Below are 17,477 nucleotides of genomic sequence, written 5' to 3' on the forward strand. Positions count from 1 at the left end.
TTGGTATTAATGTATTGCAGAAACAACCTCCTTTAAAAATGTATTAAAATCTACACCTGCATCCCCTATCAACCCAAAACGAACAATAACCAAATCTTTAGATGGGATTATAAATACTCTTTGTCCTTGAAATCCATTTGCAGAGAACATATCTCTTGGAGCATCCGGATAAAAACCACCGGCATTTAACCAAAAATGACCACCATAATCCCCATTAGATGTTGGGCTTGGTGTAGTAACATAATCTACCCAGTCCGGATTAAAAATTTGCTCTCCATTCCAGTTTCCTTTATGAAGATATAAGAGTCCAAATTTACCCCAATCCCTAACTGTTGCCCAAGCATACGAAGAACCAACAAAATTACCCGCCATATCCGTTTCTATAAGCATAGAATGCATTCCTATTTTATCTATAAATTCACGATAAGGATAATCCAGATACTCTTGGTAGCTTTTAAATTGTTTTCGTAATATACCAGATAACAAATTAGAAACGCCAGAAGAATAATACCAATACTCATTCGGTTTGTGAATTGCTTTTTTATGAATTTGTGCAGTAGTCATATCTGCATCTACATATAACATTTTTGTAGCATCAGAAATAGATCCATAATCCTCGTCCCATTCCAAACCACAGTTCATTTGTAATAAATTATGGATAGTAATATTTTTTCTCTCATCACTTTGCCATTCTTGTACAGGTGCATTGTCATTAATATCCACTTTTCCTTGTTTTTCCAGAACCCCATATACAGTACTAAGAATACTTTTGGTCATAGACCATCCCAGTAATTTTGAAGTCTTATCTAAACCATCTGTATATTTTTCTGCAATAATCTGATCTTTATGGATAACCAAAACAGCTCTTGTTTTCTTTATTTTTTCTACGCCGGTATCAAAAATGGAGGTAATAGCGTCATCTATCTTTTTATAATCAACAGAACTAAAAATAGTATCTTTTTGTTCTAATTCTCCGTACGGGTATGATAATCCGGTATTAATTATAGTTCGGTTTGGGACTAATACAGGTGCATTTTCATCAAAGTTTTCATCAATTAAAACACTACCTAGCCCTTCTCTATAAATTGCTTTTCTTTCTTTAAGACCAAATACAGAAGCAATAGCTGTTTTTTTGTTTTTATTTATACTATCCTCTGCAAAACTTACAGGGTCAAAATTATTGTCATTTGTGTCTGTATATTCTAAGCTTCGGTTTGCAATAAAAACCGACGAACTCATGTTTTTTGCAGAATATCCTGTAAGTATGGTAAGTTTAGGATAATTAAGATATGCTATAATACAAACTCCTGTTATAAGGATTATAAATGTTATACCAATAATTTTTTTAAAGCGTTTCATTATAATATGAGATTATTTTTTTAAGATTATATGTGTATATATTGCTATTTATTTTTTAGAACACTCCTTTTTTTAAGAAGAGTTAAATCATTCTAAAAATAAACAATCCTGCTTAGAAATACTTAGTACTTTTGCAGAAAGAAATGAATATGTTAGATATACTAAAAATTAGAGAAGATTTTCCTATTCTTAAAAGAAAAGTAAACGGAAAACCTTTGGTATATTTTGATAATGCGGCAACATCCCAGACACCACTTGCAGTTATAGATGCTATAGTAGATTATTACAGTAATTATAATGCCAATATTCATCGTGGGGTACATACTTTATCACAACAAGCAACAGATGAATATGAAAAGGCTCGTAAAAAAGTACAAGAGCATTTTAATGCAAAACACAGTTATGAGGTTATTTTAACTTCAGGAACTACGCATAGTATTAATATTGTAGCTACAGGATTTACTAACCTTTTGTCTAAAGGAGATGAAATTATTGTTTCGGCATTAGAACATCATTCTAATATTGTACCGTGGCAAATGCTTTGTGAGCGCACAGGAGCTGTTCTTAAAGTAATCCCTATGAATCTCGAAGGAGAATTAGTAATAGATGTTTATGAACAATTACTATCTGATAAAACCAAACTTGTTTTTGTTAATCATATTTCCAACGCTTTAGGCACGATAAATCCTATCGAAAAAATCATTGATAAGGCACATAAGGTTGGCGCAGCAGTATTGATTGATGGTGCACAATCCTGCCCACATATAAAACCAGATCTTCAAGCTCTGGATGTAGATTTTTATGTGGCATCTGCACACAAACTTTGTGGGCCAACAGGAGTTGGATTACTATACGGAAAAGAAGAGTGGTTAAACAAACTTCCTCCTTACCAAGGTGGTGGTGAGATGATAGATCAGGTAACTTTTGAAAAAACTACTTATGCTGGTCTGCCACATAAATTTGAGGCAGGTACTCCAAATATATGCGGAGGAATAGCCTTTGGAGTAGCACTGGATTACATGAATGCCATTGGTTTTGATAATATTGCAGCCTATGAAAAAGAACTTTTAGAATACGGTACAAAAAAACTATTAGAAATCGAAGGCTTAAAAATTTATGGTACATCCAAAAATAAAACATCTGTAATATCTTTTAATATAAAGGATATTCACCCGTATGATATAGGCTCTATTGTAGATAAATTAGGAGTTGCGGTTCGTACAGGGCATCACTGTGCACAACCTGTTATGGATTTTTATAAAATACCAGGAACAGTAAGAGCATCTTTTTCATTTTACAATACCAAAGAGGAAATAGATATTTTGGTAGAATCTGTTAAAAAAGCCAAAATGATGCTAAGCTAGTTTTTATTTTATAACAAAAACTAAGAAGTATTCGTTTGTTATTTATATTAGTATATACTGCTTAATAGTTTAAAATCTTTGCCTTATGAATAACTTTGTTGTTTTAGTATCCTTTATCTTTTTATTTTCTTCTTGCAAAGAGACAAAAACAATATTTATTGCCGGTTCTTTAGCAGATTGTGTGGGAGAAGCTCCCCAAAAATGTATGTTGTACAAAGAAAACCCCACAGAGGACTGGTTGTTTTTTTACGACACTATCGATGGTTTTGAGTATGAAGAAGGATATATTTACGAAATCGAAGTAGCAGTTACTAAAACAGAAAATCCTCCTGCAGATGGCTCTTCATTGCAATATACCTTGGTTAAAATAGTATCTAAAGAAAAAGATACCTCTGTAACCCCAAACTCTCAGGATAAAATAATGTATATTGAATATGAGTCTTTGTCAAGAGGATCTTTTCTTCAAATTAAAATAAATAAAGATCATATAGAAAAAACAACAGATAGGGATGTAAAGGATATTATCTCTAAAAAATGCTCAGACGACGATTGGAAAACTATTCTTTCTCTTTTAAAAACTATAGATATTGAAAAAATCGATGCGCTAAAATCACCAACTGAAAAACGCTTTTTTGACGGAGCACCACATGCGCAATTAAAAATTACATCTGCAACCAAAACATATATTTCCGGTGGTTTTGATCATGGTGCCCCTCCTCAAGAAATACAGCCATTAATTACTACTATACTGGCATTAGCAGAAAACATGAAAAAGCAATAATTAATCTCTGTTAAAACCATTGTTTTGTATAGATACAATCCTGCAAATGCAGGTCTGTATACAAATTGCACAATAATACTTTTTAGTTACGAATGAAAATCTTGATTATGCTCATTTCTTATTGTACTTTTGTTAAAAAATTGTAGGTAATGACGATTCAAGAAATTCAGGAAGAGATTGTTGACGAATTTAGTATGTTTGAGGATTGGATGCAACGATATGAGTATATGATAGAACTGGGAAAATCGCTTCCCCTTATAGAAGAAAAATACAAAACAGAAGATAATATCATCAAAGGGTGCCAAAGTAAAGTATGGGTGCATGCCGAAATGAAAGAAGATAAAGTTGAGTTTACCGCAGATAGCGATGCAATTATTACCAAAGGCATTATCGCAATTTTAATACGAGCATTTTCCGGGCAACATCCTACAGATATTATTAATGCAGACACCAGTTTTATAGACGAAATCGGACTAAAAGAACACTTGTCGCCAACACGTGCTAATGGTTTAGTAAGTATGATTAAACAAATAAAACTATATGCTGTAGCTTACCAAACCCAATTAAAATAATTACTTTTTTGCAGATATAACACAGCAAAGAGTATAAATCCAATAAAATGAGCGAAACCAATATAAATACTGAAGAACTGGGAGAAAAAATAGTAAAGGTTTTAAAAACAATCTATGACCCGGAAATACCTGTAGATATATACGAACTAGGTCTAATTTATGATGTATTTGTAAATGAAGATCAGGATGTAAAAATTTTAATGACACTTACTTCGCCCAACTGCCCTGTAGCAGAGTCTTTGCCAGAAGAAATACGAGAAAAAGTAAAATCTCTGGATGCTGTAAACGATGTAGAAATGGAACTTACTTTTGATCCGCCATGGTCGCAGGATTTAATGAGCGAAGAGGCCAAATTAGAACTGGGAATGCTATAAAATATTTACTAACCCTTTTTCTATAACCATTAAATAAGGAAAATGGATCCTGAACATTATAGTAAATTAGAAAGAATGTATCTGCAAGCAAGTATCAATACAAAATTGTATGATACCACTACAGTAAAAATTTCTGAAGGACTGGCACAAATAGAGTTGGAGATCTCAGAAAAATATTTTCATGCCTTAGGAGCAATACACGGCTCGGTTTATTTTAAATTACTGGACGATGCAGCTTTTTTTGCTGTAAACTCGGTTATAAAAGACGCTTTTGTACTTACTACCTCATTTACCATTAATATAGTGAGACCAGTACATAAAGGAATTATTACAGCGATAGGAAAAATAAAATTTAGATCCAGAAACCATTTTGTTGCAGAATCTGTTTTATATAATGAAGACGGAAAAGAAGTTGCATTTGGAACAGGAAATTTTACAAAAAGTAAAATAGAGCTATCCCAAAAAATAGGATATAAATAAAATTACAATACAATAATGGCAGAAGAAATTGTAAATAAAGTTGCCGGTAATATAAATTTGATCACTTTCGATTTAGAAGATTATTATCCTAAAGGAAACCGTATACTTTTTGATATAAAAGATTGGCTTTTTGAAGGGTTGATTTTACGAGAAAAAGATTTTAGAAAAAAAGTTGCAGATCATGATTGGAGTCAGTACCAGGATACTTATGTTGCATTAACCTGTTCTACAGATGCTATTATCCCGGGTTGGGCATATTTGTTAATAACCAGTGCTGCTTTTCCTTTTGCAAAAAAAATAGTAACAGGATCCTTAGAAACCATAGAAACAATCCTTTATAATGAAATTATAAGGGATTTGGATATTTCTAAATATCAGGACAAGTTTATTATTATAAAAGGATGTGCAAATAAACCAGTTCCTCAGGGAGCCTATATTGCATTAATCCAAAAACTACAACCAGTAGCAAAAAGCCTTATGTATGGCGAAGCATGTTCCTCTGTTCCTCTGTATAAAAAAAAATAAAGCATTTTGTCCGAAAATAATGTCTTTTGTCGAAAATCGATGCGCTATGCACTTTTTTTTAGAGTAAAAATTGTTCCTTAAAATATATTTGCCAACGTAAAAATATAGGCAGTCATGGATACCCACAAATTACTTAACTTTTGAAATGACTCATTAAAACCAAAAACTATGTATTACATGAAAAAAACACTTTTAACTCTATCATTAATAGCAGTCTCTGCGGTTTCATTTGCTCAGGAAGAAACGAATAAGGAAGAAGCCCCAAAAGACGGGTGGACCAGAGGAGGAAATATTAGCTTGTTATTTAACCAATCTGCTTTTAACAATGATTGGACTGGTGGTGGGGTTTCTAATATCGCTGCAAACCTTTCGGTATCCTATGGTTTTAACTATAAAAAAGGATCACTTTCCTGGGACAATAAAATTATTGCTGATTATGGTTTAACAAAAATAAAAGGAGACGATTTTACAAGAAAAACAAATGACCGTTTAGAATTGAACTCTATTTTGGGAAAACAAATAAAAGAATCTAATTGGTACTATTCTTTGTTTTTAAATTTTAGAACACAAATGGATTCTGGTTTTGAGGATAAAGAAATACCCCTTTTGGACGACCAGGGAACTCCTGTTATTATAAATGGTAGTGCTCTAACAGAAAAAATCCGTTCTAGAACCACTCATTTCTTTTCGCCTGCATATTTACAGTTTGGTCCTGGTATGTTATGGAAAAAAAGCGATAACCTGTATGTTAATATTGCTCCCGCAACGGCCAGATTTATACTTGTTCACGATGAGTTTACTAAAAAAACAGGACAAGCAGATATAGATGCTTTTAATGCTGCCGGAGGTTATTTTGGGGTAAAAGCAAATGAAACTTCTCGTTTTGAATTTGGTGCATCACTTAGCGGATATGCTAAGTTTGAAATCATGAAAAATGTATCTATGGAGAATATCTTAAACTTATATTCTAACTATTTAGAAGACCCACAAAATGTAGATATAGATTATACAGCTAATGTTGTAATGAAAATCAATAAATACTTATCTACAAACATTACTTTTCAGGCAATCTATGATGATAATGCGGTTCGTGCTTTTCAAATTAGAGAAGTATTTGGACTTGGTGTAAATTATGGGTTCTAAGAGTTAAAAAGCATCCCTGAAAGCCCTGATCTCAAAATCAAAATATATTTTTGAAACATACCCCGTGAGCTTGCTCCGGGGTTATTTGTTTTTAAACAATACAAATAATTTTAACCCGGATTATAATTCGGGTTGCTATATTCAATCTCCAAAAAAAAGTAACCAAAAGTCCTTTGTTCTGAAAAGGGTTTGCACCTGCTGTTTCAAAGTAAAATTGATATGAGCAAACATAAACAAGCACTCCCCTGCACTTTCTTGTGCAGAGCTTTTACCACATACAAAAATATAAAAACTTGAAGGTAAAGCCGTAAGGTACTCTATCTTATTTTTTATAGCTTCGTTAAAAAATAACTCTTAAATCTTTATAAACATGAAAAAGTTTATTTTCTACTTTTTTATATTTGCTATTTGCACTGCTTGTGCCAAAAAAAATAAATCCCCTTTAGTTGGTAAATGGAAGCTAACCCATACGTTAATCGATATAGGAAATGGTAAAGCTACTTTTGAAAAATCAAATCAGGAAAAAGTTATCGAATTTTTTGCCGATGGTACTTTAAAAAGCAATACATCCTATTGCCCATTAAATACAGATATCTCTGTGGGAAAATCAGGAACCTATAATGTAGATCAAACCATTCTTATTATACCTTGCGCTTCTACAGCGTCTAAAATAAATTTTGAACTAAAGGATCTAACTCTAATTATCGATTACCCTACACAATGTATGGAACCGTGTAAAGAAAAGTATACTAAAATTGAATAACTTGATTTTATGATTACTCTTTTAATTTTTTGTTTTCAAAGGAATAAAAGCTGTATTTCGACAAACCCGGCAATGCTATCGAGAATAGGTTTTTTTAGTACTGAAACACTCGTCTTTGACACAAAACCTGTTACAGGTTTTTAAAAACCTTGAAGGTTTAAACTTCTTAAGTACAGTAAAGAATTTACAGAACACAAAAATATAGGTGATTTGTTCATTCTATTGAAGAACATAATCCAGAAAATGTAAAATAATAACATTACATGTTTGATCGTATTTCGATTTTTTTTATTGAAGCGTTGCCCTTCGAGTTACCTCAGGGCACTATTGTTTTTTGTCATTCCGTTGAAGAACGGAATCCATTTTAGGGTATAAAACGTAAAACCAGAAAATGTAAAATAATAAAGTCAAGAGTTCGCTATTGTTTTTTGACTTATTTTGCGTTAGGGAATACTACCATTTACATGAGTAAGATTATATTTTTACTTAGCAATTTTACAATAAAAAACAGGATACCTATAAACAATACGTACCCTGTTTTTAAATATATTTATAAAATTTATTTTTTCATCACTTTTTGGGTAATATTCAATTTTCCTGTAGTATCCAAAGCTCTAACTACATAAAATCCTTTTGGATAGCGATGCATGTCGACAGACAATTTAGATTGTCCAACTTTAAGCCTGATCGTTTGTGTATAAACAGTTTTTCCTGTAACATCTGTAATTACAACATTTACATTGCTTGCATTGGCAAAACTGTTAAACTCTACAGATAATTGATCTTTAACAGGATTAGGAGTTACCGATACCTGTACTTCTTCTAATCCAAACTCTTCGGTTAGTAATTCGCTTTCCAGAGCAGTAGGATTTTTGGAATACGCTAGTTTATTTTTGGTAGCAATACGCTCTCCGTTTTCTAAACATACAATAGCATCCAGATCATACCCGTCTGCAAACCAAGGAAAAATATTTTTATCACTGGTATCTACCACTTTAATATATTTTGCAGAACGCAGGTTACCCGCCGCAAGGTCAAATTCACCATCCTGGCAGGTAGTTCCCAACGAAACAAACGATACCCCATCTTGGGATGCAAATACCTCTGCAGATTCCGGATAATAATTACATGGTATGTTATCAAAAAACCCTGTGGATTCTAATACTGCAAATTCGTTAGTATCTGCATTATCAAATATCTCGTTGTCCAATTCTATAGTGATCGATCCCCCAAACCCTAAGCTTACAAAGTTAAAGTACCTTCTTTCTCGCGGTTGTCCTATGGCACGTTCTGGCTTGCTCCTAAACCAGGGAACTTTTCTGCCATCTTGTCTTTTACCTTGCTCAAACGCTACTACAGATCCTCCTGCACACTCGTTATCCACATATTTTGGTGTTAATAAAAATCGTGCAGAAACCGGTAAGTGGTCTGAGGTGGTAAAGGCATAGTCATTATCATACACCTCATAATGAACGGTTACTGATTTATCTATATACGCATCCTTAAGCTCATTGGTTACCGTAATATGATCGATCATGTTTTCCCTAAACACATACGATCGCAATCCTGCTTCGCTTAATGCGGCAGACACAATGGTATAGTTTGCGGTATCGTCTACATATTCCTGAAAACTAGAAATGGTAGAAGGGATATCTGCAACGGTTTGGTCTACATCATCATTATAATCCCCTAAAAGAATAAGTTTATTGTTTGCAAAATGAACATCTAGGGAGTCTTTTAAAACTTCTACATCGTATTTGCGCATATCATAACGATTTTGAGGGTCTGCACTGCTATTTGCCCTAGCGTGCAATGCAACCAGATCGATACGTTCTGTTACCCCTTTAATGGTTACATCTGCCGTCATTAAAAAAGGTAATCTTCCGCTGGCATAAAAACGAGAAGGATCGCTTGGGTAATCTGCAAGTGCCGATGCATCACCACCGTTATATAAAGGATGTATGGATTTGAACATCGCTCTGGTATTTACTACCGAAACCGTTTGGGTATTATAAATAAACCCTACTTTTTGGGATACCCCGCCAGAACCAGGGTACGATACTGCATCCGACAAGATATAATCGTATCCCGGTAACAGGTTTACCAATTCGGCAAACAAGGCATCATCTGCAATTTCTTCTACTGCATATACATCTGCATTTAATCTTTTTAATACTGTAGCAGTACTATCCCTCTGTATAGCATCAGATAACGGGTTTTGCCCAACTGGTGAATTGCTTTCATCCCCAAACCACTCGATGTTCCAGGCTACTACATCAAAAGTATCTTCTTTAGGAAAACCAACGGTATCTCCCGGTGGTACAAACTCTGTTGCACAAGGAATATCTGAGGATTGTCTTGGCAGTACCTGATAAAACTCCCTAAAACGTCCTACTACCCCTGTAATTTCGGGGCAGGTAGCCGGTTGTGCTTTGCCAACGATAGAGGCCACATCGTTATCCACCCGTAATTGCCCGCTTCCGCTGGTATCTGTAAGAGTAAAGTTAGAATTTCCGAATAGAATATCTCCCGGATTAGGAAAGGTAGTATTGAGTACCCTAACCAGTTCTCCCGGGTGCTGCCCAAGTTCTGCCAAAGCAATATCTATTGGCGTGATCGGGTTTTGAGGAAGACCATGGTTTACTACTTTTGTAACAGAGCTTATCTGAACCTGATCATTAAAAACAGCTCTTGTTCCTGTAATAGTTATAGAGTCCCCTACTTTTAAAGTAGCGTTTGCATGTACAGATTCATCAAAAACCGCAATACCACCGGTAGCATCCTGTACAAATGCCGGGCCCTTAAAACTATCGGTTACCGTTAATACTCCTGCAATTATAACTGTGGTTCCTTCGGCAACGGCCCTTGCCTCGGCAATACTGATCTGCTCTCCCGGGTTTACAATAATACCTTCGTTGCTTACACCCGGTGTAGGAGTTTTGGCTACATAAGCAGATGTATTACGTGCTCCTCCTTGACCGTTAGGTACTCTTTGCAGGGACTCGCTATCTTTTTTTCCGTTTACATTCTCATTAATTTGTGGTTGATCTGCGTTAAGTAACACCAATAACCCTGCATCATCTGCATCGTCGGTATCGTATACTACGGCATCTATTAAGTTATCGGTAGTAACGGCGGTACCATTAGGAAAACCGGTAGCATCTCCAAAATAGAGAGCCACAGCATCTGCCCCGTTCTGAAACGTATTGCCCGGCACCACTAACCCTACATTGGCAACCTCTGCATTACCGATCACAAAATACCCTTCGGCATTAGTAGAAAAACCATCCAGATCGATGGCATTGTAACTAGTATCGTTGTTCCCGTTATAGTTTACCAATACATAACCATCGAGCGGGGTGTTTCCTGCTCCGCCGTCATATAATTCTACAAATTCTAAAGCATCCGATCCTTGTGTATCTGCATCTATCTCGTTAATTACCAATGGTGCTGTTGGGTTTACCTCTTCGATGACCACATTTTCCCGGTTTGGGGTATTTACGGCTTCTCCCGGTTCTGCTATTACATTAGGAAAGCTAAGCAGCCCACTACCGTCAAAATCATTTCTGGTCCAATCGGTGGTTGCATTGGTATCCTTGCCGTTAGGAAATCGGGAAGCCCCACCCACGGTAAATGTGCTTCCGTCAAAAGATTGCAATAAGGTAACCGTGGCATAATTAAGGTCAGATGCCCCGCCATCGTTAACCCCAATATCGTCTGTTATTTCTTCCCACGGGGTGGTATCCAAAACACCATCGTCGTTGGTATCTAAATCCTGTCCAAGTGTGCCCGTAAAATTTTTTACCAGCAGTAATGCCACCGTTCCGTTTTCGAAGGTATTGCTACCAAAGGCAGTGGTAAAATACCCGTTAGCATCTGTTGTCCCTAATTGTATTACCTCGTCGATAGTTCCTGCAGCATTGCTGTCCCCTTCGATCTCTAGCAACCAATAGGCACTTAAATCGGTATTTGCACCAGATAGTACCTCAACAAACTCATCGGTATCTGCACCTGTGTGGTTAAACACAAACTCATTGATTACGGGTGCTGTAAACGGGCTGCCAAACGTTTGGTTTGTATTTACTGCCCCATAGGTATTGGTTGTGGTGTTTTCCCAAACAAAGTCTGTTGCTGTGGTTCCTGCCCCCGATAGTTGCAAGGAGGATCCAATAGGTGCGGTATTAGGCTCGGATACCCCAATATCTGTACTTGTCATACCGTTTGCCGGTCCGTCTGCTGCGGTAATTACCCCTTCGTAACTTAAAAACTGAACCACCGTATTGTTGTTGTCTACCAATGCCAATCCATCGGGGGACCCATTTTGTAGACCGTTTACAGAAAGGATTTCTACTTTGGTACCATAACCATTTTGTTGGTCTGTTATAGTTCCTGATAAAGAAATGGTGTTGTAAACACTGCTATTAGAACCGTTGTACAAAACAATGCTCCAACCGGTAAGGTCTGTTCCTGCTACCCCTGCGATTTCGATAGCTTCTTCTACATCGGTACCTGCATTATCATAGTGTATTTCATTGATAAACACAGATTGTGTAAATCCATCCTGAATCCCTATAAAACAAGAGATAATAAATGGAATTAAAAGTAATTTTAATTTCATAACTGTTAATGTATTTGTGTGATTTTTTGCGGATAACAAGTTATAGCATTAGAACGACTATAGATTGCACAGTTATGTTAAAAAAAGTTTAAGAAACATACTTTTGTGTATGACAAAAATTTATGCGGCATAGAGGAATGAGCGGATTTGTCATTCCGTTGGAGAACAGAATCCATTATTAATAATCCTTATGCTAAATAGACCCCATTCCCGTTTTTAACGCGAGGAACAAATCGCCGGGATGAACTGTGCTTAAAAACAAATATTTGGTTGATTATCCCTAATTTATTTCTTAAAAAAGAACCCATTACGGTAAAACCGCAAACTTTTGCGGCATTTATACACCATAGCAATATTTTGCGTTACTTTGGTGTCTAAGAACCTGTTTCGCTATCTTAATGCAGTTCAAAATTTTTACAAATAAAATCTTTTTTTGGATGAACGTAGTAGCCAGATTATACACCCTTGGTACCTTTAGGGAGTTATTGCATACCGAGTTAGAATACCATAGGTATTTAAACCCAAAAACAGGTCGCTGTGGCGAGGTACCCATGGGGGGCATGCTTACCCTGTCTTTTATGGCGGGGCATAATGATGACCGTTTGCAACGATGGATACTGCACAGCCCAAAAGGCAAACGTTGCACCCTTACCGAATCTAAAGTGGTTTTTTATAAAGGTAGTTTTGATGGCACAGTGCTTTTTGAGTACCATTTTAATGATTCTGCTTTGGTAATGTGGCACGAATCCTTTTGCACCCATGGCGAAAAACCAATGACCATTACCTTAAAAATATCCTCGGCAATACACAAAATAAAAGGGGTAACGCATATAAAACCCTGGCAGGAGAGTTGGGTTAAACCACCGCAGCAACAACCCTATACCTCTGTAGAAAACCAACAAAAAACGGAATCTATAAAAGTAACCAATATATCAGGGCCTTTTGATGAGACAGGGAATAAAGTAAAATATATTAGCCCTAAACATACATATTATTACCACGCTACTATAAAAAATTATAAAGAAGGAGATGATTTAAACCAAATACAATGGTCTGCTACTTATGACGATGAAGATACCGCACAACATCAAAAACTCCTCACAGGCGGCATATATCAAGATGGAATATTAAAAACACAAATACAAGTAAGTAAAGGAAAACATACCGCTACCATATATGCCTATACAGGCAATCTTAACCCAAATATAAATACCAAAGCCAAGTATAAGCAGGTAGTTACCTTTTTTATCGGTGGCGCTGGGGATAAGGAACCGTTTTATACAGATTGGAAAACAGAAATTGTAAAAGAAAAAGTAAAAGAACCTTTTGATGAAAATTTAATTGATACACCTCAATATTCATCAGAGTATTTAAGCTATAAAGAGGTAAAAGGTACAGAAGATATTCAGAAATATGTAATAAGCAAAATACCTAATAAAGATGGCACACAAGTAAACATTGTTGGTCATAGTTTAGGAGGGTGGAACGGAGCACATTTATCTGATATTTTAACTAAAAAAGGATATATAAAAATACTTTGATAACTTTAGATCCTGTAGGAGAACTTACACAAGTGACTCTTATTGCAGATATACACTTTAATAGACCAAAGCCAAAAGCTAAACATTGGATACATATTTATACAGACCCAAATACTTATGAACAGGATGATATAATAGCTGATTTAGGTGGACAATGGATACCAAAATGGCATACCCCACATATCATGCATACCTCTACACATAATCATGGTAATGCAGGAGAAATGTTTACAGAAATTTTATCAAAAAAAACCATCTCTGCATCTAGTTTATTACTAGCAGCTATAAAAAAATATATAGAAACAAAATGAAAATAGTACATACTTGCTTATTAATCTGTTTATCTGTTTTGGCAACTAGTTGTCTAAAAGATCATAATATCCCGCCAATAACCCTTCATTATAAACAAATTGAACCTTTTAAAGATCAAAATAATATAGATTCTTATCGCTTATATTTTACCTCTGATATTAATATTGATAGCATCGCAAATATTAAACGTAGCAATCCTCAAATTATTTGCCCTTTAGTTGGTAAGGAAAATTTTGAAGTTGGAGATTATCATAAACAGGTTATAAAAAGTCTTTTTATAGAAAAAGATACTAAACCAAAGAACTATATAAACGAAGATGATCTTTATAGTGTAGAATTATTATTTTACGAATATGATGATGATGGATCACAAAGCAGATATCTTGAGAAGAATGAGATTATAGATTTGATAAAAAATAAAAAATGTATTCCTTGCACTATGTATATGGTATTCCCTTGGAGATATAAACATTATTATTCCAATCCAATGTGTATCCCTGTAGAGGATATTTTAAAAGCTCTAAAGGATTAAACACCCATCCTAAATCCTTCCCAAAGGGAAGGGCTTTTGACTCGCCCCAAAAAAAGTTTACAGATTATTGGCTCTCTTCCTTCTAAGCAATGGGATATGCCCAGTTTTGATAAAATTATCAACGCTATTATAAACCAGAGCCATCACCATTAATTTATTTCTTGAAAAAGAACCAATTACGGTAAAACCGCAAACTTTTGCGGCATCTATACATCATAGCAATATTTTGCGTTACTTTGATGTCTAAGAACCTGTTTCGCTGTCTTAATGCAGTTCAAAATTTATACAAATAAAATCTTTTTGGATGAACGTAGTCGCCAGATTATACACCCTTGGTACCTTTAGGGAGTTATTGCATACCGAGTTAGAATACCATAGGTATTTAAACCCAAAAACAGGTCGCTGTGGCGAGGTACCCATGGGGGGCATGCTTACCCTGTCTTTTATGGCGGGGCATAATGATGACCGTTTGCAACGATGGATACTGCACAGCCCAAAAGGCAAACGTTGCACCCTTACCGAATCTAAAGTGGTTTTTTATAAAGGTAGTTTTGATGGCACAGTGCTTTTTGAGTACCATTTTAATGATTCTGCTTTGGTAATGTGGCACGAATCCTTTTGCACCCATGGCGAAAAACCAATGACCATTACCTTAAAAATATCCTCAGCAATACACAAAATAAAAGGGGTAACGCATATAAAACCCTGGCAAGAGAGTTGGGTTAAACCAAAAGAACAACAACCCTATACCTCTGTGCAAAACAGCAACCAACAGCTTATTATAGAGTCTGCACATTTTGAGGACGAACAAGGCAACACTATAGACGAGACCTATTTGGGAAAAGCAATTTTACTTATAAAAACCTCGAACCGAAAAGACGAAAAACTAAATATAGACCTGTCTGACTATCCCCATGATTTTATGTACCGTGGCAAACTACTAGAAAACGATATTTTAAACAATGTGGTAATTACCGGGGATATTACCAAGGTACCATTAGAGATTGTCGAAACCCAAAAAATATAACCTATGCCCATACGAATATCCCAAACCGGCAACCCCTCTAACCATATCACCATCCCCCACCTTAACAAGCCACAACTACCGGGGGTAGTATCCTTTTACCGGTCCAAAGAGCATGCCATGGGCAATTATGGTGCTAAGGATACCGGCTATACCGGTACCTTTGGCTTTGATCGTTTTGATACCAAGGTTATGGCAGAAGGTATGGTAAATGAGTATGCTGTTGTTGCCGGGGTAGAATCCCGGCAAGAAACCGTAGATGGCGACCACAGGCATTTATGCTCTTACCTGTCGTTATACCCGCCCAATGCCAATGGCAATACTACCGGTGCCAAAGTATATGTACGGCTAGAGCCCGGCAAAGAGTTTACCAATGGGGATCCCGATCTGGGGCTAATACATTTTATATCCTCTGCCCCCGATAGGGTGGCCATTGCAGGAGCCAATGATAACGGCGCGGTAACCATTATGCTAACCATGGGCGGGCAAAAAGATGCTACCCATAACGCGGTTGCCATAGGCGAGCTACAGATCGAGTGCCTGCAAGAGTTTAGCACCCCTGTAACCATTACTGCCAGGCGTATTACCAAAGAAACCGATAAAATCGTGGGGCAATTGATCGTATGCCCCAATCACGAGCGATATACCACCACCATACAACCCGTAATGCTTAAACTGGCAACTACCGAAGGCAAAACGGTAGACAAAATACCCAACAGCCCTTTTTTAAACACTTTGGTAAAAGCATTTAACACCAAATCTTTTAACCAGTCGTACATACATGCTGTACTGGCACCGCATACCAATGTAATTACCCTAAGCAGATCGCAATTAGACCAGTATCTGGAGGATAGAGAGGGCAAACTACACCTTAAAAACGAAAATACCGCACTACAATATAATACTATGGTAGAGAGCAGGTATGCTGCCCTGCTGGTAAATCAGGGACAAAAAAACAAGGCAGAAGAAAAAGTAAAAGAAAAAGGGCAAAAGCTATTAGAGGTATTTGATAAAAAATACAGCTATAATAAAGATGGTATACAGCAAGCCAAAAAAGGGTACGACAAAAAAATGGTAACCACCATCTGGCAGCACCCAAAAGTACAGGCAGCATATACCGGGTACCTGCAAGCCAAACAATCGTATGACCAATTGGGAGGTGCAGATACCGCTTTGGATAAAACCCATAAAATACATTTGTTTATTACCCAGAATATATATGGGGCATACGGCGATGCTGCGGCATACTCTGCTACCACCTCGGGGATTGCACATATATTTAATCTGCTGTTGCAAGATGCCACTGCAATTACTGGTACTTTGCACGAGATTGGGCATAGCCTGGGATTAGAGCATACCTTTTCTAACGATCTTGGTACTACTATCCTAAAACAAGACGGGGTTACCTATAAACAGGATGTGGATAGTGAATTAGATAGTTTAAAGGATGAGTTGAAAAGATTGATTGACAAAAAAAAGGATTTAGCTAATTTAAATAATTTAAAAAAGGATAATAAATTAACCAATATAGAATTATATCAATTAAACAACTTAAATGCATATTATTCTTCTATACAAAGAGTAATGAATGCCAAATTATTTTTTAATAAGAATATCGCTAATTTTGAACAGTTTTTTGTTGATTATGTAAAAAAATCATTAGAAATAGAAAGCAATCCTTTATCTATAGGAACGGGGGCTATAAAAAATATAGAAGAGTTAGAAAAAGAAATTAACACCACAACCCAAAAAATAGCAGAATTAGAGGTACAACAAAAAACTGCTGTAAAAGGAAAAGAACTACCAAAAAAGAAATCCAAATCCACCAGTTTAGAAAACTATATGGATTATACCCATACCGATAGCGGGTCTAAAAACACCACTATGCAGCGCAAGGTGTTTTACCAATGGCAGTGGGATATATTGCGTACCACAGGCAAAACCCATAATTATTTAAAAGAAACCAAATAAATGATACGATCTGTCTTATATATAGTAACATTATTATTTTTATCCTCCTGTAGCAGGAGCATCTATTATGCTTTTGAAGAAGAAGGAACCTATTGTACCTTTGAAGTAAATAAAAAGG

At 35.9% G+C, this 17,477-nt stretch carries 15 protein-coding genes; 13 read left to right on the plus strand and 2 right to left on the minus strand.

The features are described 5' to 3' along the window. Window positions 1-6 precede the first annotated feature (6 nt). Window positions 7-1,359: a serine hydrolase domain-containing protein gene (locus ACZIYX_RS03830; RefSeq protein ID WP_462680869.1), complete on the minus strand. Its 1,353-nt coding sequence runs from the start codon at window positions 1,357-1,359 to the stop codon at window positions 7-9. A gap of 149 nt (window positions 1,360-1,508) precedes the next feature. Here ACZIYX_RS03830 and ACZIYX_RS03835 point away from each other — a divergent pair, with 149 nt between their 5' ends. The 8 genes from ACZIYX_RS03835 (at window position 1,509) to ACZIYX_RS03870 (ending at window position 7,361) form a co-directional block, all read left to right on the plus strand. Next, window positions 1,509-2,723: an aminotransferase class V-fold PLP-dependent enzyme gene (locus ACZIYX_RS03835; protein WP_462680888.1), complete on the plus strand. Its 1,215-nt coding sequence runs from the start codon at window positions 1,509-1,511 to the stop codon at window positions 2,721-2,723. Window positions 2,724-2,808: 85 nt separating this feature from the next. Continuing rightward, on the plus strand, window positions 2,809-3,504 hold the full coding sequence (locus ACZIYX_RS03840) for a DUF4377 domain-containing protein (protein ID WP_462680870.1): 696 nt from the start codon (window positions 2,809-2,811) through the stop codon (window positions 3,502-3,504). Window positions 3,505-3,653: 149 nt separating this feature from the next. Continuing rightward, the gene (locus ACZIYX_RS03845) at window positions 3,654-4,076 is read left to right on the plus strand and encodes a SufE family protein (protein ID WP_462680871.1); all 423 of its coding nucleotides are present in this window, start codon (window positions 3,654-3,656) and stop codon (window positions 4,074-4,076) included. 47 nt (window positions 4,077-4,123) lie between these two features. Then, window positions 4,124-4,450, plus strand: a complete 327-nt coding sequence (locus ACZIYX_RS03850; RefSeq protein WP_462680872.1) for an SUF system Fe-S cluster assembly protein — start codon at window positions 4,124-4,126, stop codon at window positions 4,448-4,450. Between the two features lie 42 nt (window positions 4,451-4,492). Continuing rightward, window positions 4,493-4,930, plus strand: a complete 438-nt coding sequence (locus tag ACZIYX_RS03855) for a PaaI family thioesterase (protein ID WP_462680873.1) — start codon at window positions 4,493-4,495, stop codon at window positions 4,928-4,930. Window positions 4,931-4,945: 15 nt separating this feature from the next. Further along, a complete protein-coding gene (locus ACZIYX_RS03860) occupies window positions 4,946-5,455 on the plus strand; it encodes a DUF2480 family protein (protein WP_462680874.1) in 510 nt (169 codons plus the stop codon). 177 nt (window positions 5,456-5,632) lie between these two features. Continuing rightward, a complete protein-coding gene (locus tag ACZIYX_RS03865) occupies window positions 5,633-6,598 on the plus strand; it encodes a DUF3078 domain-containing protein (RefSeq protein ID WP_462680875.1) in 966 nt (321 codons plus the stop codon). Window positions 6,599-6,968: 370 nt separating this feature from the next. Next, window positions 6,969-7,361 carry a lipocalin-like domain-containing protein gene (locus ACZIYX_RS03870; protein WP_462680876.1) on the plus strand — a complete coding sequence of 131 codons (393 nt, stop codon included), beginning with the start codon at window positions 6,969-6,971 and terminating at the stop codon, window positions 7,359-7,361. Between the two features lie 559 nt (window positions 7,362-7,920). Here ACZIYX_RS03870 and ACZIYX_RS03875 read toward each other — a convergent pair. Further along, window positions 7,921-11,979, minus strand: coding sequence for a T9SS type A sorting domain-containing protein (locus ACZIYX_RS03875; RefSeq protein ID WP_462680877.1), 4,059 nt, complete (start codon window positions 11,977-11,979; stop codon window positions 7,921-7,923). A 437-nt stretch (window positions 11,980-12,416) separates the two neighbouring features. On the opposite strand from ACZIYX_RS03875, the gene tssD (ACZIYX_RS03880) reads away from it, so the two are divergent. The 5 genes from tssD (ACZIYX_RS03880) to ACZIYX_RS03900 all read left to right on the plus strand — a co-directional run bounded on the left by tssD (ACZIYX_RS03880) (window position 12,417) and on the right by ACZIYX_RS03900 (window position 17,359). Further along, entirely contained in the window at window positions 12,417-13,520 is a 1,104-nt protein-coding gene (gene tssD / locus ACZIYX_RS03880) for a type VI secretion system tube protein TssD (RefSeq protein ID WP_462680878.1), read from the plus strand. After that, the gene (locus ACZIYX_RS03885; RefSeq protein ID WP_462680879.1) at window positions 13,517-13,831 is read left to right on the plus strand and encodes a hypothetical protein; all 315 of its coding nucleotides are present in this window, start codon (window positions 13,517-13,519) and stop codon (window positions 13,829-13,831) included. Before tssD (ACZIYX_RS03880) ends, ACZIYX_RS03885 begins: the two co-directional genes overlap by 4 nt. Next, window positions 13,828-14,364 (plus strand): hypothetical protein, encoded by a 537-nt coding sequence (locus ACZIYX_RS03890; RefSeq protein ID WP_462680880.1) that lies wholly within the window; start codon window positions 13,828-13,830, stop codon window positions 14,362-14,364. The genes ACZIYX_RS03885 and ACZIYX_RS03890 overlap by 4 nt, the downstream gene beginning before the upstream one ends. 304 nt (window positions 14,365-14,668) lie before the next feature. Next, on the plus strand, window positions 14,669-15,391 hold the full coding sequence (gene tssD, locus ACZIYX_RS03895; RefSeq protein ID WP_462680881.1) for a type VI secretion system tube protein TssD: 723 nt from the start codon (window positions 14,669-14,671) through the stop codon (window positions 15,389-15,391). 3 nt (window positions 15,392-15,394) lie between these two features. Continuing rightward, complete coding sequence (locus ACZIYX_RS03900; protein ID WP_462680882.1) at window positions 15,395-17,359, plus strand: zinc metalloprotease; 1,965 nt, start codon at window positions 15,395-15,397, stop codon at window positions 17,357-17,359. The last annotated feature ends 118 nt before the right edge of the window (window positions 17,360-17,477 follow it).

It is taken from the genome of Aquimarina sp., assembly GCF_977115655.1.